At 36.9% G+C, this 22595-nt stretch carries 20 protein-coding genes; 14 read left to right on the top strand and 6 right to left on the bottom strand.

From position 1 onward, the window contains the following. Positions 1-32: 32 nt before the first annotated feature. Entirely contained in the window at positions 33-1367 is a 1335-nt protein-coding gene (gene ffh / locus CLV62_RS15535) for a signal recognition particle protein (protein ID WP_110311694.1), read from the bottom strand. A gap of 341 nt (positions 1368-1708) precedes the next feature. On the opposite strand from ffh, the gene CLV62_RS15530 reads away from it, so the two are divergent. The 13 genes from CLV62_RS15530 to CLV62_RS15470 all read left to right on the top strand — a co-directional run bounded on the left by CLV62_RS15530 (position 1709) and on the right by CLV62_RS15470 (position 16692). After that, complete coding sequence (locus tag CLV62_RS15530; RefSeq protein ID WP_110311726.1) at positions 1709-2173, top strand: MaoC family dehydratase; 465 nt, start codon at positions 1709-1711, stop codon at positions 2171-2173. Between the two features lie 98 nt (positions 2174-2271). After that, positions 2272-3258: a hypothetical protein gene (locus CLV62_RS15525; RefSeq protein WP_110311693.1), complete on the top strand. Its 987-nt coding sequence runs from the start codon at positions 2272-2274 to the stop codon at positions 3256-3258. Positions 3259-3277: 19 nt separating this feature from the next. Beyond that, complete coding sequence (locus CLV62_RS15520) at positions 3278-4375, top strand: Nif3-like dinuclear metal center hexameric protein (protein WP_170120074.1); 1098 nt, start codon at positions 3278-3280, stop codon at positions 4373-4375. A gap of 18 nt (positions 4376-4393) precedes the next feature. Next, positions 4394-4807 (top strand): DUF6157 family protein, encoded by a 414-nt coding sequence (locus CLV62_RS15515; RefSeq protein ID WP_110311691.1) that lies wholly within the window; start codon positions 4394-4396, stop codon positions 4805-4807. A 295-nt stretch (positions 4808-5102) separates the two neighbouring features. Continuing rightward, on the top strand, positions 5103-5876 hold the full coding sequence (locus tag CLV62_RS15510) for a zinc ribbon domain-containing protein (protein WP_110311690.1): 774 nt from the start codon (positions 5103-5105) through the stop codon (positions 5874-5876). A 300-nt stretch (positions 5877-6176) separates the two neighbouring features. Beyond that, positions 6177-6968, top strand: coding sequence for a polysaccharide biosynthesis/export family protein (locus CLV62_RS15505; protein ID WP_110311689.1), 792 nt, complete (start codon positions 6177-6179; stop codon positions 6966-6968). Positions 6969-7088: 120 nt separating this feature from the next. Further along, positions 7089-9398, top strand: a complete 2310-nt coding sequence (locus CLV62_RS15500) for a GumC family protein (RefSeq protein WP_110311688.1) — start codon at positions 7089-7091, stop codon at positions 9396-9398. A 12-nt stretch (positions 9399-9410) separates the two neighbouring features. Continuing rightward, positions 9411-10814, top strand: a complete 1404-nt coding sequence (gene wzx / locus CLV62_RS15495; protein ID WP_110311687.1) for an O-unit flippase-like protein — start codon at positions 9411-9413, stop codon at positions 10812-10814. Continuing rightward, entirely contained in the window at positions 10814-11935 is a 1122-nt protein-coding gene (locus tag CLV62_RS15490) for a hypothetical protein (protein ID WP_110311686.1), read from the top strand. The genes wzx and CLV62_RS15490 overlap by 1 nt, the downstream gene beginning before the upstream one ends. Positions 11936-11950: 15 nt before the next feature. Further along, complete coding sequence (locus CLV62_RS15485) at positions 11951-13099, top strand: glycosyltransferase family 4 protein (RefSeq protein ID WP_110311685.1); 1149 nt, start codon at positions 11951-11953, stop codon at positions 13097-13099. Continuing rightward, on the top strand, positions 13096-14289 hold the full coding sequence (locus CLV62_RS15480) for a glycosyltransferase family 4 protein (RefSeq protein WP_110311684.1): 1194 nt from the start codon (positions 13096-13098) through the stop codon (positions 14287-14289). Before CLV62_RS15485 ends, CLV62_RS15480 begins: the two co-directional genes overlap by 4 nt. Continuing rightward, positions 14286-15389, top strand: coding sequence for a DUF1972 domain-containing protein (locus CLV62_RS15475; protein ID WP_110311683.1), 1104 nt, complete (start codon positions 14286-14288; stop codon positions 15387-15389). The genes CLV62_RS15480 and CLV62_RS15475 overlap by 4 nt, the downstream gene beginning before the upstream one ends. Positions 15390-15612: 223 nt before the next feature. After that, entirely contained in the window at positions 15613-16692 is a 1080-nt protein-coding gene (locus tag CLV62_RS15470) for an HU domain-containing protein (RefSeq protein WP_110311682.1), read from the top strand. A 67-nt stretch (positions 16693-16759) separates the two neighbouring features. Here CLV62_RS15470 and cobU read toward each other — a convergent pair whose 3' ends face one another. Genes cobU through CLV62_RS15445 form a run of 5 tightly spaced genes read right to left on the bottom strand, consistent with a single transcriptional unit; the run spans position 16760 to position 21274 of the window. After that, positions 16760-17272 carry a bifunctional adenosylcobinamide kinase/adenosylcobinamide-phosphate guanylyltransferase gene (cobU, locus tag CLV62_RS15465; protein WP_110311681.1) on the bottom strand — a complete coding sequence of 171 codons (513 nt, stop codon included), beginning with the start codon at positions 17270-17272 and terminating at the stop codon, positions 16760-16762. Next, complete coding sequence (locus CLV62_RS15460) at positions 17265-17846, bottom strand: cob(I)yrinic acid a,c-diamide adenosyltransferase (protein WP_110311680.1); 582 nt, start codon at positions 17844-17846, stop codon at positions 17265-17267. The genes cobU and CLV62_RS15460 overlap by 8 nt, the downstream gene beginning before the upstream one ends. Next, positions 17843-18805, bottom strand: coding sequence for an adenosylcobinamide-phosphate synthase CbiB (gene cbiB / locus CLV62_RS15455; protein ID WP_110311679.1), 963 nt, complete (start codon positions 18803-18805; stop codon positions 17843-17845). The genes CLV62_RS15460 and cbiB overlap by 4 nt, the downstream gene beginning before the upstream one ends. Then, positions 18784-19794, bottom strand: coding sequence for an aminotransferase class I/II-fold pyridoxal phosphate-dependent enzyme (locus CLV62_RS15450; RefSeq protein ID WP_110311678.1), 1011 nt, complete (start codon positions 19792-19794; stop codon positions 18784-18786). The genes cbiB and CLV62_RS15450 overlap by 22 nt, the downstream gene beginning before the upstream one ends. A 1-nt stretch (position 19795) precedes the next feature. Then, positions 19796-21274, bottom strand: a complete 1479-nt coding sequence (locus tag CLV62_RS15445; protein ID WP_110311677.1) for a cobyric acid synthase — start codon at positions 21272-21274, stop codon at positions 19796-19798. Positions 21275-21448: 174 nt separating this feature from the next. Here CLV62_RS15445 and CLV62_RS15440 point away from each other — a divergent pair, with 174 nt between their 5' ends. Continuing rightward, positions 21449-21952, top strand: a complete 504-nt coding sequence (locus CLV62_RS15440) for a phBC6A51 family helix-turn-helix protein (protein WP_170120072.1) — start codon at positions 21449-21451, stop codon at positions 21950-21952. Positions 21953-22595 lie beyond the last annotated feature (643 nt).

Here is a 22595-nt window from a genome sequence, read left to right as displayed (position 1 = left end):
AAAGGGTTTTAGACTATCTCTCTTTCCATTTATCATTTTTTCATTCCGGGCATCTTGGACATCAATTTGCCTGCACCTTTCATCTGAGTCATCATTTTCATCATCTTTCGGGTTTCATCAAACTGTTTGATTAGTTTGTTTACCTCCTGAATAGATGTTCCGCTACCTTTAGCTATACGCTGGCGGCGGCTTCCGTTGAGAATCTCCGGGCTAACTCTTTCTTTCGGGCTCATCGAATAGATAATTGCTTCGATACTTTTGAAAGCATTATCATCGATGTCTATATCTTTCATCGCCTTTCCTACACCGGGAATCATGGCTGCCAAATCTTTCAGGTTACCCATTTTTTTGATTTGGTGTATTTGCGAAAGGAAGTCATTAAAGTCAAATTGATTTTTTGCAATCTTCTTTTGAAGACGACGGGCTTCTTCTTCGTCATATTGTTCTTGGGCACGTTCTACCAGCGAAACAATATCACCCATTCCCAATATACGGTCTGCCATACGTTCGGGATGGAAAATATCCAGTGCATCCATCTTTTCGCCCATACCGACAAACTTGATAGGCTTGTTTACTATCGAACGAATCGATAGGGCAGCTCCACCACGTGTATCACCATCTAATTTGGTAAGGATGACCCCGTCAAAGTTCAATCTGTCGTTGAATTCTTTGGCGGTGTTTACTGCATCCTGTCCTGTCATAGAGTCTACAACGAACAATATCTCGCTAGGTTTAACGGCGGTTTTGATGGCTGCGATTTCGTTCATCATCGCTTCATCAATTGCCAAACGACCTGCTGTATCTATAATTACAACATCATTGCCATTTGCTTTTGCTTGTTTAATTGCGTTCAAAGCAATCTCAACAGGATTTTTGTTTCCGTCTTCCGAATATACAGGAACATCGATTTGAGTTCCCAATATTCTCAACTGCTCTATAGCCGCAGGACGGTATATGTCATCTGCTACGAGCAGAGGTTTTTTTCCTTTTTTAGTCTTAAGAAGATTGGCAAGCTTTCCCGAGAAAGTTGTTTTTCCCGAACCTTGTAGTCCTGCCATAAGGATAATAGCCGGATTGCCATCCAAGCTAATATCTACAGCTGTACCTCCCATTAGTTCGGCAAGTTCATCATGTACTATTTTTACCATCAACTGGCCAGGCTTAACAGCTGTCAGTACATTTTGTCCTAAAGCCTTTTCCTTAACTGTTTCGGTAAATTGTTTAGCAGTTTTAAAGTTAACGTCGGCATCAAGCAATGCTCTGCGAACATCTTTCAATGTTTCTGCAACGTTGATCTCCGTTATTTTGCCTTCACCTTTTAGTAGTTTAAACGATCGGTCTAATCTATCACTTAAATTTTCAAACATATGATATAGCGTCTTCTATTGTTATATTTTCTACTCTAATCTGATAAGAGGTACAAAGATAATAAAGTTTTTCGATCTCAATTGAGAATTAAGGTCACAGACCTATTTGTTGTTCAACCAAGTATGAAAAAAAATGTTAGTTATGGTTTTGAAATACGACATTAAATACTTTCTTTTACTTAAATAGTGTCTTATCTGTTGTATCTCTGATTGCTATATATAAAATATGAGTAAAATAAGTATCTTTGCTTACAACAAATAAAATTTTAAGATATTAAAGCTAAAGAAACATTCTTTCTCTGGAGGTAATATCTATTGTTATACACATGATTAAATACATTATGGATAAAGTGATAATTAACTCATTTGAAGAGTTTGAGCAATATGTTGGTAAGGAAATCGGAGTATCCGATTATCTGAAAATTACACAGGAGCGTATAAATCTATTTGCAGATGCAACACTCGATCATCAATGGATACACGTTGATGTAGAGAAGGCAAAAGCCGAAAGCGTATTTCACAATACAATTGCCCATGGTTATTTGACCTTGTCGTTATTGCCTCACTTGTGGTCCCAGATAATTGATGTGCGTAACCTCAAAATGATGATCAATTATGGCATGGATAAGCTGAAGTTTGGTCAGGCGGTAGTGGTTGGTAGTGAGGTTCGTATACGTGTAAGGCTCCTTTCACTAATAAACCTCAGAGGAACGATAAAAGCTGAAATGAAAGTAACAATGGAGATTAAAGATTCTACTAAAAATGCTTATGAAGCTAATGTCTTTTTCTTATATAATTTTTTGTAATATAAAAAATTCAGATTAATCGGTTAATATTGAACATGGCTAATAAATAATTTTCTATTTATTTTTTATTTTATCTGATCACCAAAACGAACTTTACTATGAAAAAAACATTCCTCTTCGGTTTTATAAGTTTGGTTTGCTCCCCTGCCTTTGGTCAGTGGACTTCAAACGGCAGTACTATTAGTACTGTTCAAAATGTAGGAATTGGAACAACTGCTCCGGCATATAGTCTAGACGTAAATGGTAATACAAGATCTGCAAATTTTGTTTTACCTCTATCTGGTCAGATAGGCTATGCTTTATCTGATAAGTTTACTTATAAAGAGCGAGTTATCGGGCATTATGCATTAGGGTGGATAGCTGACTCATGGAGTTCGCAAGGAGGATCTTTGTGGCAGAGTGGTTTTGGTGGTATTAAATTTTTTACCACAGGTCAATTTCGTATGGGTATTAATGATTCAGGCAATGTTGGTATTGGTACAGAGGCTCCGACACAGAAATTAGATGTAAATGGTAATATAAAAGCTAAGAATCTGGTTTTTTCATCCGGGTCTCAAATATCAATGAATTTATCTGATAACTTAACATATCAGGGGTATAGTATTGGGCATTATGCTTTAACATGGATGCCTGATCCTTGGTTTTCAGGTTCTAATACGTTATGGCAAAGTGGGCATGGAGGCATTAAGTTTTTTACATTCGGTCAGTTTCGTATGGGTATTAATAGTTCAGGCAATGTTGGTATTGGTACAGATAATCCCAAAAACAAACTGGAGGTAGCCGGTACTATTCGTGCAACCGAAGTAAAAATAGAGGCCTTACCTTGGGCAGACTTTGTGTTCGATAAAGATTACAAGCTCTTATCGTTAGAAGAGGTAAAGGCTCATATTGATGAGTATAAACACCTTCCGGATGTTCCCTCCGAAAAGCAAGTAATAGAAGAGGGGATCAATATTGGCGAAATGCAAGCGAAATTATTACAGAAGATCGAAGAGTTGACACTATATGTAATTCAACAAGATATCAAGAATAAGGAACTAGAAAAAGAGATTAAAGAACTTAAAGTTTCCTTATCTAAAGAATGAATCTTTCTAAAGCTGTACTATTATGAAAATAAAAGAAATATTACAAACAATAGAGCATCTGGCTCCTCTGCCTTTGCAGGAGAGTTTCGATAATTGCGGCGTACAGGTAGGTGATGTCAGTCAAGAGGTAAAAGCTGTTTTACTGTGTATTGATGTTACAGAAGATGTAATGGATGAGGCTATACGATTGGGGTGTAACCTTGTAATATCACATCATCCCCTCGCTTTCCGTAGTTTTAAATCTCTTACCGGGAAAAACTACGTGGAGCGTTGTATGATAAAAGCTTGCAAACACGATATTGTAGTGTATGCTGCTCATACCAATTTAGACAATGCTGTCGGAGGTGTTAATTATCAGTTGGCTAAAATACTCGATTTGCAGCAGGTGAAGATACTTGCTCCACAGAAAAATAGTCTGGTGAAATTGGTCACATTTGTTCCGATGGATCATGCGGATAGTGTACGTACTGTTTTATTCAATGCAGGAGCAGGAAGTATCGGGAATTATGATGCTTGCAGCTATAATATAATAGGTGAAGGGACTTTCAGGGCTGGAGAGAATGCGACTCCTTTTATTGGTGAAAGAGGCGAATTGCACCGTGAAGCCGAAATGCGTGTAGAAGTTATCCTGCCTGCATTTAAACAAAAAGAAATATTGAATGCTCTTTTGGCTGTACATCCTTATGAAGAGCCGGCTTATGATTTTTATAAGTTGGAAAATTCGTGGTCGCAGGCCGGTAGCGGTATTGTAGGCACTTTGCCTGATCCGATGGAAGAAGAAGACTTTCTGTATTATTTAAAAGATACGCTTCACTTGTCGAGTATTCAGCATTCCACCTATCGGGGAACCATGATTCACGAAGTAGCCCTATGCGGTGGTGGTGGAGCTTTCCTTCTGCCCCAAGCTATTGGTTATGGTGCGGATATTTTTATAACCGGAGAAGCTAAGTATAATGACTTCTATGATGTAGAGGATAAAATTTTATTGGCTACGGTCGGGCATTATGAATCGGAGGTCTGCACAAAAGATATATTTTATGATCTTATCTCAGAAAAACATCCCGATGTAGAACTAAATTTATCTCAGTTCGATGTTAATCCTGTGAAATATCTGTAACTTATTATAAAGTGATCTATGGGGAAATCGACTAACTATTATAATACGTTTATAGAGGTTTCTGAGGATTGTTTCCTGGAGAAAGCCGAAATTCCTATAGAAAGAGCAAGTAAAGAAACAATTGCCACTATACAGTTTTATAGGATAAAGGAGAATCCTTACATATATACATCGGACGAAATCATATTTCATATTTATGCAAGTAAAAATGAAATAGGGGCGGATGATATCGAAGAAGAGAAAACTCAGTTTTTTTCGAAAGGACAGCCTTGTCTTCGTTGTTCTCCATTACCTAAGCGTTACGGATGGGGAATACATTATAATGCAGAAGGTAGAATCGCTATTTATGCAATTGAATCGGATGAATATAGTAAACTGAAAGCAGATACAACGTTAAAGCATCTGAAAGCCATGCGTTCATCTCGTAAATGAAAGGGATTAAATTTTGGTAATTTCATCAAAAAATAGTATCTTTGTATTTGAATTGTGACAAATAAGTAAAGACTGAAAAATGTCGTACTTTAAAGTCATAACAAGTAATAAAAAAAGGTCTGAGACCTTCTTGTGTATGGACGTGGTGATATACTCCCACTGAAATAGTGCAATGTAGTAAATAAAAAAGCGAAATACAGGGCTTTTTGTTTGCTGCATTTTTTTATTCAAATAACAGATAAATAGTGATTAGTAATTAAAAATAACAAATGGGGATGCGACCCTAAATAATAAAATGGCAAAGAAATCATCTGAAAAAGAAGTTGCAGTAGAAGATAAGCTAAGAACGCTTTATAATCTACAAGAAAAATTGTCGGAAGTAGATAAAATCAAAATCCTTCGTGGTGAATTACCTTTGGAGGTATCTGATTTGGACGATGAGATAGCAGGTCTTAAAACGCGTGTTGGAAAATACGAGTCGGATCTTAAAGAATTTGAAGCTGCTGTTACTCAACAAAAACAAAAGATTCAAGATTGTACATTGAAAGTTGAAAAGTATAAAGAGCAACTTGATAATGTACGTAACAATCGTGAATACGATCACCTGAGCAAGGAAATTGAATTCGAAACATTGGAAATTGAATTGTCAGAAAAGCGTATCAAAGAATTTACTCAAAATGTAAAGACTTTGAAAGAGCAAATCGAAACAAGTCATGCTTATCTAACAGACCGTTCTGCTGACTTAGCGCAAAAGAAAGAAGAATTAGATGAAATCGTTTCTGAAACTAAACAACAAGAAGAGGTTTTAAGAGATGAGATAAAAGGCATTGAGGCAGAAGTAGAGCCTCGTCTTCTTCAAGCATTCAAACGTATCCGCAAAAGTGCACGTAATGGTTTGGCAATCGTATCTATCGAGCGTGGAGCTTGTGGAGGTTGTTTCAATAAAATACCACCACAAAAGCAAATGGATATTAAATTAGGAAAGAAAATCCTGGTATGCGAATATTGCGGTCGTATCATGGTTGACACTGAATTGATTAATAATGTAGGATTCTTATCTTTAGATTAAGGTTTAAGATCTTTTTCTGAATTGAAAATCTCAGCAAAATAAAAAAGAGCCTCTTGAATAATTATTCAAGAGGCTCTTCGTTTTTAGAGAAAGATACTTTTCTACCTTTTAAAAAGAGTAACTTTTCATTAAAAAAGTATCTTTGTCATTCAGTGTATAATTTCTGTATCCTACAGACGTTATAACTTTAGTTCGCTTTTAGTTTTATTTGGCTTTTAGGTAAGTATTATAAACTGCAATCGTGGTGTTTGGCTCAAATCATGATAAAGGTAAGAGATATTAAAAATATATATATAATAAATGAAGAGGTATCATTTTTTACTATTCATCGGAATAATTACTTTTTGTAGTTCGTGTGGAACCACAAAAAACTTCTCATATTTTCAGGATTTAGATGAATACTTGCAGAAGGAAGTCGCAATGTCTGATTCTGTACAAGAAATAAGAATAAAGCCTGACGATCAGCTGGCTATTGTAGTGTCGTCTGTAAACCCTCAGGCAGTGACACCCTTTAATCTTCCTGTAACGGGACAACTTAATCCGACTCAAAGCTCGCTTCCATCCTATTTGGTTGATAGCCAAGGAGAGATAAATTTCCCTACCTTAGGGAAGGTCCGATTAGCTGGTCTTTCTTTGGAAGAGGCTGTTAGTTTATTGCAAATCCGATTAGAGGATTATGTGAAAGATCCTATTGTAAATGTCCAGATATTGAATTTTAGAGTATCTGTCTTAGGATCGGTGAATGCTCCGGGTCCTTTTTATTTTACAGGCCAACGGGTATCTATACTGGATGCTATTGCAAATGCGCGGGATTTAACCCTTTATGGAAGACGTGATAATGTATTACTGATTCGGGAAAATGAAGGAAAGAAGGAGTTTATACGATTCGACCTGACTAAAAGCAGTGATGTCTTCTCTTCGAAATATTTCTACTTGCAACAAAATGATATTGTGTACGTAGAGTCGAACAAAGAGCATCAAAAGGATGCGCAGATGAGCCAGCAGAAACAATTTAATTTGACATTGATTACCACAGCCATTACCAGTGTTATTGCTACCGTATCATTAATAATAGCTGTATCTAATAAATAAAGGTCTCAGACCTTTTTGTTGCTTTGGTGTAGGGGTGAACCTATGTGTTCACCCGCATAGGACAGACACACAGGTCTGCCCCTACGACTAAAATTATCATTAAATATTTGTATTACTTATATGAGTGTAAATAAAAAAACCGAATTTGTAAATGTAGGGGATGTTATCCTTAAATATACACGATATTGGAAATGGTTTTTGGTATCGGGAATTGCTTGTTTGTTTATAGCGATTGCCTATCTGAAAACCGTAGATCCTACTTTCTTGATCGTTTCAAATGTGAAACTCAGAACTGAAGAGGAGGGGGCTAAAATTGCTTCGTCTCTGGTTCGTAGTTTTGGATTGGGTGGATTGGGCAGTTCTGATAATATAGATGATGAGTCGGCGGTAATGTCATCTCAATCGCATATGCGTGATATGATTTATGGATTAGGATTATATACTACTTATGACTTGAAGAAATTTCCATTCGACAAATCGATGTATAATACTTCGCCTCTAAAATTGGTTGTGGAACGAGGCGTGGTTGATACCTTATCTATGCCTCTGAAATTCGAAATCGGTGTAAAAGATAAGGTGTTTAAGGTAAAAGTAAAAGCGGATGGTGATAATATAGGCGAATTCGAATTTGCATCTTTACCTGCCGAAGTAAAACTTCCGTATGGAAATTTTACATTGAATTATTCGGGAAAGCCAATTGGTAAAAAGGATTATAAATTAGACGTTGTTTTAGCCGGATTAGATTATGCTGCCGAGAAATTCCGTGAGAAAATAATGATTGGCTCAGGCTCTAACAGTTCGGACATTATAACTCTTAGTATAAGGGACGTAAACAAAGATCGGGGTAAGGACATTCTGAATAAGCTCATTGAATTATACAATGAAGATGCCAAAGTCGATAAAAATCGAGAGGCTGAAAATACTGCTGATTTTATAAAGGAACGGATCAGTTTACTGTCTAATGAACTGAGCGATCTGGAGAAATATCTGGAAAATTTCAAGAAACAAAATAATATAACGGATATGACTTCTGAGTCTACCGTATTTATTGAAAAATATAATGATCTTCAAGAGAAAAACACGGAGATAAATATACAATTGAGTATTGCAGATATGCTTGAGGGCTTTATCTCCGATCCAAAGAATAAATATGAACTGATTCCCTCTAATACGGCCGTTTCAAGCAATACTTTGGAAGCCATACGTGCGTATAATAGTGCTTTATTGGAAAGGACTCATTTGTTGCAAAACAGCACCCAGCAAAATCCGGTTGTGATTTCGATGAATGAGCAGATCGATTTACTAAGGAAAAATGTCGAAACAAGTATTCGTAATGCCCGTAGGGATATTGGCATCCGAAAGAAAGATTGGGCAGGTCTTGAAGGTGAAATGCAATCGCGAATATCGGAGATGCCGAGACAAGAGCGTGAGTATCTGGAGATAGAACGCCAAAGGAAGGTGAAATCGGATCTTTATGTGTTTCTTTTGACAAAGATGGAAGAAACTCAATTGACGTTGGCTTCAACTACCCCCAAAGCAAAAGTAATTGACGGGGCCTATAATATCTGGAAACCTGTTGCTCCCCGTAAAATAATTACATTAGGTATTTCACTGTTGTTTGCATTGCTGATACCTGTCCTGATTATTTATCTGATCGATATATTTAAAATAAAAATAGCATCGAAAGAGGAATTGGAAGATGCAACATCCGTGCCCGTTTTGGGAGAGATATGTCTCGATAAAACAGCCGGTAATATTGCTGTAGCAGAAGGAATCAGTACTTCAACAGCCGAATTGTTTCGCTTGGTGAGGACTAATCTGCAATTCCTGATGAGGAAAGAAGATAAGGTAATTCTGGTAACCTCAAGCGTAAGTGGCGAAGGTAAATCGTTTTTTACGGTGAATCTTGCACTTTCATATGCGCTGATTAAAAATAAGAAGGTGGTTTTGGTCGGCTTAGATATTCGTAATCCAAAACTTTCTGAATATCTAAATATAAACCGAAAAGACGGAATGACTTTGTATCTGGCTTCGGATGAAATGAAACCCGAAGATATTGTAATACATCGTCCTGATCTGCATCCGAATGTATATGTAGTTCCTGCGGGGCCTATACCTCCTAATCCATCCGAACTGCTATTAAACGACCGTCTGGAAGAGATGTTTGTATATTTACGTGAGAATTTCGACTATATAATAGTTGATACTGCTCCTGTGGGAATGGTTTCGGATACCTTCTGTCTCGACAGGGTTTCCGATAAAACCGTGTATTTGTTCAGGGCAAACTATACAAACAAATCGTACCTCAAATTGGCAGAATCTATTGTTGAGGAACAGAAGTTGAAAAATGTATCAATAGTTATCAACGGAACTACTACCAAAGCCGCTTACGGTTATGGCTACGGTGCAGCCAACAAAGGCAAAGCATAACAACACAAAACATTGAGCAAGATAGTTATTACCAGAAAAGATGTTGTATGGGGATATGTGGCACAAGGTTGTAACATTGGGGCTAATATTTTCATCTTACCGGCTATCTTTCGTTATCTACCTTCCGACACATTGGGTATCTGGTATATCTTTGTCAATCTGGGAATGTTCGCTACACTTATAGGTTTGGCTTTTCAAAGCACTTTTTCCCGTAATATCTCGTATGCTTTTGGGGGTGCTACTTCTTTGATAAAGGATGGGGTAGACTTTCAGGCAGAAGTGATGAAAGAGTCTAATTTCCCTTTGATAAAAAGTTTGATATATACCATGCGTCGGTTTTACGGATATGTTTCAATAGGTATGATGCTTTTGTTAATAACTGTCGGGACTTTGTATATTAGCTATTTATCTAATAATTTACCCGATCAGAATATTATTATTACTTCGTGGATACTTTATTCTTTGAGTATTGTCTTTAGTTTTTATTGCCTCTATCTTAGTTGTATTCTGCAAGGACGCGGTTATATAAAGGAATATAATCAATTGATTATTATAAGTCGTGTGGTTTATATGCTACTGACTTTTGCTTTATTATATTCGGGTTACGGTATCTTGGGTATTGCAGTAGCTAACTGTATATCGGCTCTTATCAATTTTGTATTAGGCTATTTTCTGGCTTATAAAGACGGGTTGAAATCGGAGTTGAAAAAAACGGAGATTCTGACTAAAGATTTGATGAGTATTATCTGGCAGAATACCTATAAGTTGGGACTGGCAAATATGGCATTGTATTTTTCAACAAAAGGAAGTCTTTTTTATGCATCCTTATTTTTGCCATTGGCTACTATCGCTAAATATGGACTTAGTATACAGGTCGTAAATGTATTGACAACAGTTTCTTTATTATACTATAGCAGTTATTCTACGTATATCTCGCAAAGCTGGGTAACAAGGGATTTTGATGTGATCAGGCGGATTTATTCTAAAAGTTTAGTGCTTTTTTTATTATTATATATACTAGGCTGTACTGCTGTGCTGTTGTTCGGAGACTGGGGACTGGAGGTTATTGGCAGTGGCACTACGTTTCTGCCTACTTTGCCTCTGGCTGTATTATTTATTGTTTATCTGTTTGATTCTAATCAGGCATTAGCTCTTAATCTTATATCTTCCGAGAACAAAGTTCCTTATCTTGCATCTTCTTTGTGGTCTGCCTTGGGTATCTTTATATTGATGCCTGTATTGATTAGGTATTTCGATTTGGGTATCTTAGGAGCTATTCTTGCTATTGGCATTGTTCAGCTTTGCTATCAGAACTGGAAATGGGTGCTTACTGTTTCTGAGGGAATCGATATGACTTACGGACAGCAAATAAAATACGGAATTTCTAACTGGATTGGGAAAGAAAGGAGTTGGTAATGAATGAGGTCTTAGCAAAAATACGAAAACCCAGTATATTTATTCTGTTATTGATACTCAATTTCAGATTTCTTTTCACTGTAGTATTGGGCGAAAGGCAGGAGATTCTCTCTGTTCTTACCGTTGTCTTTTTCCTGTTATCGTTCGATTATACTGCTATGCGGCGTGAGTATTTATACTGCTTAGGTCTGTTTGTTATCATTTCTCTTGCCGAGTTTACCCCCTACAAACTGAATGTATTGACACCCATTATTTTGATGCAATGTGTGTCTACATTAAATCTTAAAACCTATCTGAAATACAACATCGTGATATTAGGAACTACTGTTCTGATCATGTTTCTGTTTGTAGGAACGGGGCGAATGATGCAATCGGAAACTTTTGACCTTATACGAGTGAGATACGATTTTGGGTTTGGACACCCTAATATTGCGGCTATATATTATTGGGGACTGTTTACTTCTATGTTGTTGTATTGCTATTTGTCAAGATATAGAAACTTTGTGTGGATTCTGCTTGGAATTTTGCTGGTGTTATCTATTTATCTTTATACCGAGACAGTCTCGCGTAGCTTTATACTAACGATCATCACTTTCTGTGTAGTTGTGGCTTATTACTCTTTACGGTCGAGGTTTAAGTCTGATTACAGGATCGGTTATTCAAGGTATATACTTTATGTACTGCCTCTGTTGTTCGCTGCATTGAGTATTTATTTAGCAATCAATGTCGAAGAGTATCCGGTTCTGAATATGTTGGTTAGTACTCGTCTTACCTTATATAAACAATTACTCGATAGCTTGGTCCCTTTAGAATATTTGTTAGGAACAACCGCATTTGATTATATTATAATTGATAGCAGCTATATGCACTTGCTTTTCGAAGCAGGAGTCTTTCTGTTCATATATTTCATATATTTATACTTCTTTGCGATCAGAAATATTGTGAAGCAACAGAACGTCATTATTATTGCTGTCTTTGTAAGTTTTCTGGTTTATGGACTTATGGAGTCTTTGCTTTTATTTAGTGTAATTATCGGGAACAATTTGTTTTGGGTGCTTTTGTATAAATACCGATACAGTAAGGAAGAACTTTTCGATACGGATACAAAGCAGATTGACTGAAAATATTCAAGACGAATGAAAATTGTATATTGTCTCATAGATTCTTCCCGATCGGGAGGTATGGAACGTAGCATTTGCAGTAAGGCTAATTACCTTGCGGATGTTATGGGATATGATGTGACTATAATAACTACCGACAGGAAGGGGAAATCCAATTTTTTTGATTTTTCGTCCCGCATTAACTTTATAGACTTAGGTATAAATTACGATGAATTAGAGACTTTGCCTGTTTTTAAAGCATTGTGTCTGAAACTAAAGAAAAGGAAACTACATTCTTCACGATTGACAGCAATATTAAGCGAAATACAACCCGATATAAGCATATCTACTTACACTCACGAATTATCTATTCTGTCAGAGATCAAAGACGGCAGTAAAAAGATAGCCGAAATTCATTTTTGTAAACCCTATAAATCGATAGAGTATAGTTCGGATTCTATTCCTGTACTCAAAAGAATTATTGCGATTGCAGGGGAGAAAAGAAAACACAGGTATATAAATAAATACGATGTATTTGTAGTACTAACGGAAGAAGACAGGAAAAGATGGAGCGAGGTCAAAAACGTAAAAGTAATACCCAATTTATTATCGTTCTATCCTTCCGTGCAAAGTCTTTGTATGGACAAAAGGGTTATAAGTGTCGGCAGATTAACACGACAAAAGGGGTATCCGTTATTAATTGAAGCGTGGCAAATAGTTGCAAAGAAACACCCCGAATGGCAGTTTGCAATTTTTGGGGAGGGAGAAGATAAGGATATGCTCAATGGAATGATTCGGAAAGCGGAACTAATGAGTATATCTATACATCCTCCAACAAGTAATATAATACAAGAGTATTTAAATAGTTCAGTTTATGTAATGTCTTCCATTTATGAAGGCTTTGGGTTGGTGCTTACCGAAGCGATGGCATGCGGATTGCCTTGCGTCTCTTTTGATTGTCCGAGTGGACCTTCCGAAATTATTAAGGATGGAGAAGATGGCTTTCTGGTAAAGACGGGAAATATCGAGGAGCTAGCTCAAAAAATAATACTACTGATTGAAGATGAAAGTTTAAGAGCAGAAATGGGACGGAAAGCAAAAGTCAATGTGCAACGTTTTTTTTCTGAGTGTATTATGCCTAAATGGATTAGTTTATTTAATGAGATTATAAGTAGTGGCAAATGAAAATCCTTCAGATCAATAAATACCCTTCGCTAAAAGGAGGAACCGAAACAGTATTATTTGATACCATTCGTTTACTGAAAGCCGAGGGGCATGATGTGATTCTCTTATCGACAGATGAGGGAGAGGTTGTTTATAATCCGACTTATACGATATCATATCCTGATAGAAGTGCTTCTTTAGTTGAAAAAATATACAATCTTCCTTCCTTTTTCTATAATCGTTCTGCGGTGAAAATATTAGAATCAATAATAGAAAAAGAGAAACCTGATATTGCACATATTCATTTATACCATAATAGCTTTTCGAATTCTATATTGCCTGTTCTAAAGAAATACAATATTCCAATTGTGATGACTTTGCATGAATATCGCCAGATTTGTCCGTCTTATTTATTGTTAGATAAGAATCAGCAGATTTGTGAGAGGTGTATAGATGGTAATTATTTAAATTGTATGTTTACCCGATGCGCTAAAGGTAGTTTTCTCGAAAGTACCCTTCTTACCATGGAAATGTACTATCGGAGGTTATTTTATAAGACAGAAAAATATGTAGATCGCTTTATCTGCGTCAGCAATTTTGTTTATCAAAAGCATCAGGCTTTTAATAGAGCTATGGCTGATAAATCTACTGTGATTTATAATCCTGTAAAATTAAATCTCTCTAACGGTATAAAAAAAGGCGGCTATTTGCTGTACTTTGGACGGCTATCTCCCGAAAAAGGACTCCCGACACTATTGTCGGCTATGAAACAATTACCTGACCTAAAGCTCAAAATAGCAGGGGCAGGAGATTGGTTATTTTCTGAAATTCCATCGAATGTTGAATTGTTGGGTTTTAAGGGTAAAGAAGAGCTGGATTCGATTATTTATAATGCATGGTATACGATTGTACCTTCCTTGTCTTATGAAACATTTGCGTTGTCGTGTGCCGAAAGTATGGCACAGGGAACCCCTGTTATAGCATCTGATATGGGGGCAATACCGGAGATTGTGCAACATGAGGAGAATGGCTTTTTATTTGAAGCACGAAATGTAGAGAATCTAAAAGAAACAATTTCTAAAGCAATTATGTTATCTGATGAGAAGTATGCAGAGATGGTGAAGATCGGATATCAAAGTTTGATAAAGTTTTCAGAAGATAAGTATCTTGAACAATTACTGTCAGTTTATAATGGTCTGATTCATAAATGAAAATAGCAATACTAGGAACAAGAGGCATCCCCAATAGTTACGGGGGATTTGAGCAGTTCGCAGAATACTTATCTGTAGGATTGGTTAATCGTGGGCACTCTGTTACAGTGTATAATGTGCATTTTCATGAATACAATCAATCTGAATTTAAAGGAGTCAGAATAAAAAAAATATACAGTCCCGAAAAACAGATAGGGGCAGCAGCCAATTTTATCTATGACTATCTGTGCCTGAAAGATGCCTTGAAACAAGATTTCGATATTATCTATGAAGCCGGTTACCATAGTAATTCACCTTCTTATTATTTGCTAAAGAAAAATTCGCCCATTGTAATTACCAATATGGATGGGATAGAATGGAAAAGAAGCAAATGGAATTACTTTACGCGACAACTGATCAAGAGGTTGGAGAAAATAGCGGTTCGCAAATCGGATTATTTAGTTTCTGACAATTCAGCTATTCAGCAATATTATAAGAAAGAGTTCGGTGTCGATTCATTTTGTATAGCCTATGGTGCGGATATTGTTGAATATTTTAATGAAGAAATTTTGCGAACTTATGATGTCGTTATTCGTGAGTACTTTTTATTAATAGCACGTCTCGAACCCGAAAATAATATTGAGATGATTCTCGATGGATACGCCTTGTCCAAGGATGCTCGTCCCTTCTTGGTTATTGGCAATGCTGAAACTAAATACGGGCGGCTTCTTCAACAAAAGTACGGGGGGCGGAACATACGCTTTCTAGGCGGAATATATGATAAGAATGTTTTGGATAGCTTACGTCACTATTCGACATTGTATTTTCACGGTCATTCTGTCGGCGGAACCAATCCGTCACTCTTGGAAGCTATGGCTTCACAAAGTTTGATTGTTGCTCATGGTAATCCTTTTAATAGAGCCGTATTGGGTCAAAATGCTTTTTATTTTAATAATAGCAGCGAGATAAGTTCTATAATTTGTGAGTGTCAGCAAACAAATGAGCATAAGAGATTGTTACTAATATCTGATAACAAGGCTAAAATTGAAGACGAATATTCTTGGAATTCAATAGTACATCAATATGAAAACCTCTTTTATGAGGCCTTAAAAGAGAAATAGTATTAGATTTAGGATTTGATACTGCAATGTTAGCGAATATCTCAACCGGTAGTGCTCTATATTTGTATGTTGTTAAGCATTATTTGTGTTTTTTGCAAGGCCTAAATCCTCGCAATGCTTTATCCCCATTGGATTTCAGATGATTAATAGATATAAAAATTATCTATCTGATTTTAAGAATTAAAAGAATGAGAAGTTGGATACTATAACTTATATTTGTAATATGAAAGAATTTACATCACATATAGATTACCTGATACAGAAGCATGACTGTGTGATTATACCGGATTTTGGAGGTTTTGTATTGAATCGTGAAGTAGCCAAAGTGGCTTCTGATGGTTCTATCGTTCCACCTAGGGTTAGCGTTGGTTTTAATCCTGATTTGAAGTATAATGACGGTTTGTTGGCTGAATCTTATATGAATGCATATTCTATTTCATATGACATTGCCTGTAAACGATTGACCGATGTCGTAAAAAGGCTTAATACTATTTTAAGTCTTAGACAACCCGTTCAGATAGGGCAGTTAGGTAAATTATCTCTGGATGCGGAAGGTCGATTTAATTTTGAAACCAATAATAGACTATCATCCTTTCATCCCGAAACATTTGGTTTGTCAGTCTTGGAAATGAGGCGATTGGTTGATATTCAGGAGATACAGAAAATATCTGTTATTACTTCTAAACGATCGTTCTATAAACGTGCTTTTGCCGGAGTAGGTGCGGCTGCAGCAGCTATTTTAATATTCTTTGTAACTTCTACTCCTATCTCGGAGAATGACAATAGTAACATACAGAAATCGGGATTCTTTACTGATCTGATTTCGACATCGGCTACACCGGCTAATAAGCCGGAAGCTACACCTGTTAGTAATTTACTTGCTGTTTCCTCGGAAGAATCTGCCTTAACAGCAGATGCAGATATTGAAAAACCGGCTGTTGAAATAGAAGTAAAAAAAGAAGAACCGAAAATAGAGAAGGTTGCTCCTTCTGTCACTCAAAAAGCAGAGCCGACAAAGGTAACCAAAGCTATTGTAACAGAAACTCCTAAAGTTAAGAAGTCTGCTGAACCGAAGTTCTTTGTGATAATAGGCAGTGCAGGAAGTAAATCAGAAGCCGAGAAAGCCTTAAGCAGATTTAAAAATCAAGGATATAAGGATGCTAATATCGTGAATGCGGGAGACCGTAACAGAATTTATATTGCATCTTTTGAAGATAAAACACAAGCTGAAAAATACTTAGCCTCATTCAGGAAGAGTAATCCGAAATTAAATGATGCTTGGGTATTTACAAAGAGAAATTAAAATATCTTATATAATTAAGAAACAAAAAAAGCTGTCTGTAAAGGCAGCTTTTTTTGTTTATATATTTTTATTTTACCTTTAGAGGTATTCCCGAAACCATTAGATATACCTGATCGGCTTTGGAGGCGATATATTGATTGATCCATCCTTGCAAATCTGTAAATAATCTTTGAACTTTATTTTCAGAAGTTCCTCCTAATCCGATCTCATTGGTCACAAAGATAAATTGTGCTTCTTGCCGGGTTAACTTATCGAATTCCTCTTTCATTATAGCTAAAGATAAATCGACATCCGAATTATTATCGAAGAAAAAATTTGTAGCCCATAAAGTAACACAATCAATAAGTACAACGCGATTTGTAAGTTGACGGTTGCTTAATTGCTTCTCTTCCTCCATATTAGTCCATTCAGTGCCTCTGTCCGCTTTATGGCGTTCAATACGCTTCTGGTGTTCTTCATCCCAAATGCGTGAAGTTGCCAGATAAACAGGATTGTCAGACAACGATAGAGCCAGTTGTTGGGCGTAACTGCTTTTTCCGGATCGTTGTCCTCCTGTGATTAAAATGATTTTTTTACTCATTTTCGGTATTCTTTTTACGCTTGTATAGGAAATCGTGCCAACGTTCTTCGTCTGCCCCTTCCTGAAACATTTCGAATCGAGCCATAGTAAAGAATAGGTCAGACAAGCGATTTATAAATTGAAGTATACTTGCCGGAACCTCGTCTTTTTTATTCAATGTCCATAAACGTCGTTCGCTCCTTCGGGCTATGGTTCTGGCTAATTGGAGATGTGCGGAAACCAGAGTCCCTCCCGGTAAAACAAAGGTTTTACTTTCGCCCATCCTGTCGGTCATGCTATCCATGCACTCTTCACAGAATTTAGCCAGATCTTCGGAAAGTTTATTCGGATTTTTTTCCCGCATTTCGGAAGGTGTTGCCACATGAGACATCACAACCATTAACTCCGATTGTATCCGGAATAATATCGGTTGCCATTCGTGTTCCCGGGGAAGATAAGCTCGTACAACGCCAATCATAGAGTTTAATTCATCGATGCTTCCGTTTGCTTCGATGCGTATATCGTCTTTGTCAACACGTTGCCCTCCGTGTATTCCTGTCTTACCTTTGTCTCCGCCTTTAGTATATATTTTCATGATAAATTTAAATTAAGTAAAGGGAATATATTTGTAATACTTAGTACAATGATTATTAAAATCATTAGTATCTCTGTTCGTTGATTTATGCTGACAGCTAGTTGCATATCTTCAGTGATAATCGCTCTGTCGGTAGTTCCGATATATGGCTTTTCCACTAATTGACCGAAATAATGGTTAGGACCTCCAAACCGGCAATCGAGAATTCCTGCCAAGGCAGCTTCGGGATATCCCGAATTGGGGCTGGCATGCTGCGATCCGTATCTTATAACGAAAGATAATAACGGCAGCCTACCGCTGACAATGAGCATTAATAAGGCTGTTAATCGAGCCGGAATATAATTGACAATGTCGTCAATATGAGCAGCCCAGCATCCGAAATCTTTATAGCGTTCGTTTTTATATCCGATCATCGAATCGAGAGTATTGATCATTTTGTAGGCAACCATACCCGGTACTCCTAATAATAAGTACCAAAAGAGTGGTGCAATAACACCATCACTGAGATTTTCGGATAAAGTTTCGAGTGCAGCTGTTCGTATCTGTTGAGGAGATAATTGAGAGGTGTCTCGTCCTACAATTCGGGCGACTTGCTTGCGTCCGTCTTCTGTGGATTTATCGGTTGCAATGAAAACGTTTCTCACTTCATCTGCAAGAGTTTTTCCTGCCAGACAAAAGAATACCATTATGGCATTGAACCCTATGGCTAAATATGGATTTATGGAGGTTAGACCTTTATCTGTAAAATGAAAAATGCAGAAAGTTATAATGATGAGCGAGACCGAAAAAGCAGCTCCTTTAAATATTCCGGATTTATTTTTATTCAATAATTTTTCACCCTTCGCTATTATTTTGCCGAACGCTACGATGGGATGAGGGAGTGACGCCGGATCACCGACTAATCTATCTGCAATCCAACCAATGATTAGAGGTATTATCAGAAAGAGAGTTTTGTCCATTCTTCTATCGCTTTTATTAATAGATTATTATTCATTTTGTCTTGCACTGCTATTCGAAAGTAGCTTGCATCTAATCCTCTGAAATTGGCAGCATCACGAATTAAAAAACCTTCTGTCTCTATTAGAAATTTTTTCAAATCAGAGGCTTTTCCTTGTTCTAATTGGCAAAGGAAGAAGTGCATTTCGGACATATATACTTTGATTCCGAATATCTCTGACAGTTGTCTTTGTACACGCTGAGATTCCGGTAAATAATCAGAGAATTTATAGGTGACATTTTCCAATAAATACAGACCGGCTAATTGTGCCAATTGATTCACAGACCAAGGCATGCTGTAATGTTTAATCAAGTCTATTTTATCTTTTTGAGCTGTGATATAACCTAAACGCAGTCCGGGAATTGCATAGCATTTAGTTAATGAATGTAGTAAGATAACATTGTTGAAGTTCAATGCTTCCGAAGCATTCCATATTTTATTCTCTGTAAATGCTGCATACGACTGGTCTATAACAAAACAGGTATTTGGATTGCTCGATATTATTCCCTTAAGGTATTCTTTGTCGTATATTTTACCTGTCGGGTTATTCGGGTTGCATAACCATACCAATTGAGTGTCAGGCTCAATATTATCTAATGATTCTATAAAATAGAGACTGTGCTCATGTATTTCGCAAGCATCTTCGTATTCTCTGAATGTTGGAATTACTACAGCAGTCTTGCTTCCTCTAAAGGCTTGTGCTATGAGATAAATAGCCTCGGTTGCTCCGTTTGTAACACTTATTTCTTCCGAAGATATATTCAATTTCTTTCCGATGAGTTTCCGAAGAGTAAGTGCATCGGGTTCGGGGTAAGAATGTATCGAAGCAATGTTTGCCCATAAGTATTCTTTCAGATCTTTCAGATCGAATTTATTGTATACATTGGAACTGAAATTGCTTACAATCTCATAATTGAATTGGTATGCGTCATCGCCGTGTCCTGTTATCATTTCAGGTAGTCAATGTTTTATATACCAAATCCATATTCACATTTTTGCGTACATGGTCGGCTAATTTGTTGTACTGTTCTTCTTTATATGCTTTAAAATCGAAAGGCTCATTGGATAGCTTTTCTGCATAAGGTTCGAGTAAGAAATCAATAAATGCTCCGTTATCTAAAATTCCATGAATGTATGTGCCGAAGCATTTCCTATCCAAATAAAAACCATCTCTATTGCCATCGCTCAGATGATTTAAAGGGGTATATTGGGCTCCTTCAATCGGTGTGGTTGTACCCATGTGTATTTCATAACCCTCACATGAAGCCTCAGAATCAAGAAATGAAAATTTCACTTGTTGTGTCACCTTTTCTCCCTGCATTTCCGTAGAAATCGGAAGTAGTCCCAATCCGGGAAGTCGTTCTATTGATCCTTCTACATGCAACGGATCGCATACCTCCTGTCCCATCATTTGATAACCTCCGCAGATGCCCATTACTGTAGCTCCCTCTTTATGCGCTTTAATGATGCTTTGGGCTACCCCGTTGCGACGTAGTTCATACATGTCGGCAAGAGTACTTTTGCTCCCGGGAATCAGTATGATATCGGCTTTCTCTATTTCATCCGTATTATTGGTGTAATAGAGGTGAACACGGGGATCTCGTTCCAGAATATTAAAATCGGTGAAGTTAGATAAATGTCTGAGCAGTATAACTGCAACATTTACCTTATCATGAGAGGCTTGCAGGTTCTTAGTCTGGAGCATTACCGAATCTTCTTCTTCGATGTAGATGTCCTTGTAATAAGGTACAACACCAATGACGGGAATGCCGCAAAGATCTTCTATAATTTTTACACCCGATTCGAAGAGCCTCATGTCTCCTCTGAATTTGTTGATAAGAATCCCTTTGGTATGTTTTCGTTCTTCTTCGGTCATCAGCATTACCGATCCGTATACACTGGCAAATACCCCTCCACGGTCTATGTCTGCTACGAGAATAACATCAGCTCCGGCATGGATTGCCATCGGTAGGTTTACAATATCGGTTTCCCGTAAATTGATTTCGGATACACTTCCTGCACCTTCCATAACGATAGGATTGAACCGCTTTTCTAAACGATCAAATGCATCATTTACCGCATTTCTCAGAACATCACGACCTTCTTTTTTGAAATATTGGTAAGCACTTTGATTGCCGTATGGTTTACCATTCAGTACTACCTGAGCCACTTTATCTGTAGTCGGTTTTAGTAATAAAGGGTTCATATCAGTATGACAGGGAATGCCTGCGGCTTCTGCCTGAACTGCTTGTGCCCGTCCAATCTCCAACCCTTCGGGGGTTGCAAAAGAATTAAGAGCCATATTTTGAGCTTTAAAAGGGGCGGGATGGTAACCGTCTTGTAAGAATATACGGCAAAAAGCGGCAGCAATCACACTTTTGCCAACATCGCTACCTGTGCCGGCAAACATGATTGGTCGGAGTTTCTCCATGAGATTAAATACTAGTCTAAATTTAGATACAAAGGTATGAATTTGTGTACATTCTTTCTTATAAATGTTCGGTTTAAGTTTTTTTCGTAGAAGAAGTGCCTTGCATGCGTTCAATTACTTTTCGGGCGCATGCAATACACTTTTACAACCTTTTTATCTATAAGAGAAAGTGTTATGGGCAAATTTAATCGATCATTATCTGATAAAATAACAGCATTGATAGAAGAAGACAATTATACAATAACTGAGATATGCTGTATTGTGGGCATTAGCCGGAAAATATTTTATGAATGGAAAGCAACTAAGCCCGATTTTGCCGAAGCATTGGATCAGGCTGTAGAAGCGCGTGAAGAAAAACTGAAACAAAAAGCCCGCCAATCGATGCGGCAAAAGCTCGAAGGGTACAGGCAGATAGAAACAAAAACAACTTATGTGGCTTCGAAGGATAGCGACGATCCTTATAGTCTGGAAGTAAAAGAATATGTGGTAAAGGAAAAATACTGCGTACCCGAAACTTCGGCTATCGTCTATTCTTTATCGGGAGGATATAGTGAGTCGAAAGGTCGGAAAGAGCCACAGGCACCGAGTCCGTTAGTGATAACGGTAGACAGTGAAAAGACCAAACGCGATCTGGAAAGGTTACAAAAGAATCTGAGTGAGAAAAAAGGCTCGTGTTAGGTGTCACTTTTGTTACTTTTGTAACCTTTTCAATTGTTATTTTCTGATTTACAGATATTTATTAAATTCTCAAAAGTGACACTTATGAGTTATTTACCGTTTACTTTGTTACTCAATTGTTTACTTTGTGCAACTAATAAATCTTTAAGGTAAAGCTTATCGACTACTGCTTCTCACTATTGATTTTTGCTGATAGGAATCGAGTTCTGATAAATTATAATCTCAAATTATGACCCTGTATAGTAGATGTACTTATCTCATAGTTAAAAGAATGAAAAAGTTCCCATTTGTTCAAAAAACATTATTGTGTAAAGAAATAAATGTTAATTTTACACCACTTAATAAATTCGGTGATGTATTTATTGACTGAGTCTATATTAGGGCTTGTCGTTTACTCGAATTTAATAGTATGCTATGAAATTAAGTTCGCAGAACTATTAACTGCTTTGGTAAGCAAAACGGCAATAGATAGTTATGCTTTTTGATTGTATCATTAAATAGTTGAAATTACTTTTTTATTCTAATTATACATATACAGAAAACTCTTATAATTAACCATATAAATAAATATTCCAAAACCATGAAAACTACTGCAATCCAAGAAAAATTCCAATCCCTATTCGGTGAAGGCGGCGTAATGTAC

It is taken from the genome of Indolivaga alginatilytica, from assembly GCF_003201355.1.
GTDB classification, from domain to species: Bacteria; Bacteroidota; Bacteroidia; order Bacteroidales; family Dysgonomonadaceae; genus Dysgonomonas_A; species Dysgonomonas_A alginatilytica.
Note: the sequence above shows the minus strand (reverse complement) of the source record. Positions and strands in the feature narration are given on the sequence as shown.

What these genes read in the sequence shown, in the direction of transcription:
- ffh (WP_110311694.1), bottom strand. Translation starts at nt 1,367, where the DNA reads ATGTTTGAAAATTTAAGTGATAGATTAGACCGATCGTTTAAACTACTA.
- CLV62_RS15530 (WP_110311726.1), top strand. Translation starts at nt 1,709, where the DNA reads ATGGATAAAGTGATAATTAACTCATTTGAAGAGTTTGAGCAATATGTT.
- CLV62_RS15525 (WP_110311693.1), top strand. Translation starts at nt 2,272, where the DNA reads ATGAAAAAAACATTCCTCTTCGGTTTTATAAGTTTGGTTTGCTCCCCT.
- CLV62_RS15515 (WP_110311691.1), top strand. Translation starts at nt 4,394, where the DNA reads ATGGGGAAATCGACTAACTATTATAATACGTTTATAGAGGTTTCTGAG.
- CLV62_RS15510 (WP_110311690.1), top strand. Translation starts at nt 5,103, where the DNA reads ATGGCAAAGAAATCATCTGAAAAAGAAGTTGCAGTAGAAGATAAGCTA.
- CLV62_RS15505 (WP_110311689.1), top strand. Translation starts at nt 6,177, where the DNA reads ATGAAGAGGTATCATTTTTTACTATTCATCGGAATAATTACTTTTTGT.
- CLV62_RS15500 (WP_110311688.1), top strand. Translation starts at nt 7,089, where the DNA reads ATGAGTGTAAATAAAAAAACCGAATTTGTAAATGTAGGGGATGTTATC.
- CLV62_RS15490 (WP_110311686.1), top strand. Translation starts at nt 10,814, where the DNA reads ATGAATGAGGTCTTAGCAAAAATACGAAAACCCAGTATATTTATTCTG.
- CLV62_RS15485 (WP_110311685.1), top strand. Translation starts at nt 11,951, where the DNA reads ATGAAAATTGTATATTGTCTCATAGATTCTTCCCGATCGGGAGGTATG.
- CLV62_RS15480 (WP_110311684.1), top strand. Translation starts at nt 13,096, where the DNA reads ATGAAAATCCTTCAGATCAATAAATACCCTTCGCTAAAAGGAGGAACC.
- CLV62_RS15475 (WP_110311683.1), top strand. Translation starts at nt 14,286, where the DNA reads ATGAAAATAGCAATACTAGGAACAAGAGGCATCCCCAATAGTTACGGG.
- CLV62_RS15470 (WP_110311682.1), top strand. Translation starts at nt 15,613, where the DNA reads ATGAAAGAATTTACATCACATATAGATTACCTGATACAGAAGCATGAC.
- cobU (WP_110311681.1), bottom strand. Translation starts at nt 17,272, where the DNA reads ATGAGTAAAAAAATCATTTTAATCACAGGAGGACAACGATCCGGAAAA.
- CLV62_RS15460 (WP_110311680.1), bottom strand. Translation starts at nt 17,846, where the DNA reads ATGAAAATATATACTAAAGGCGGAGACAAAGGTAAGACAGGAATACAC.
- cbiB (WP_110311679.1), bottom strand. Translation starts at nt 18,805, where the DNA reads ATGGACAAAACTCTCTTTCTGATAATACCTCTAATCATTGGTTGGATT.
- CLV62_RS15450 (WP_110311678.1), bottom strand. Translation starts at nt 19,794, where the DNA reads ATGATAACAGGACACGGCGATGACGCATACCAATTCAATTATGAGATT.
- CLV62_RS15445 (WP_110311677.1), bottom strand. Translation starts at nt 21,274, where the DNA reads ATGGAGAAACTCCGACCAATCATGTTTGCCGGCACAGGTAGCGATGTT.
- CLV62_RS15440 (WP_170120072.1), top strand. Translation starts at nt 21,449, where the DNA reads ATGGGCAAATTTAATCGATCATTATCTGATAAAATAACAGCATTGATA.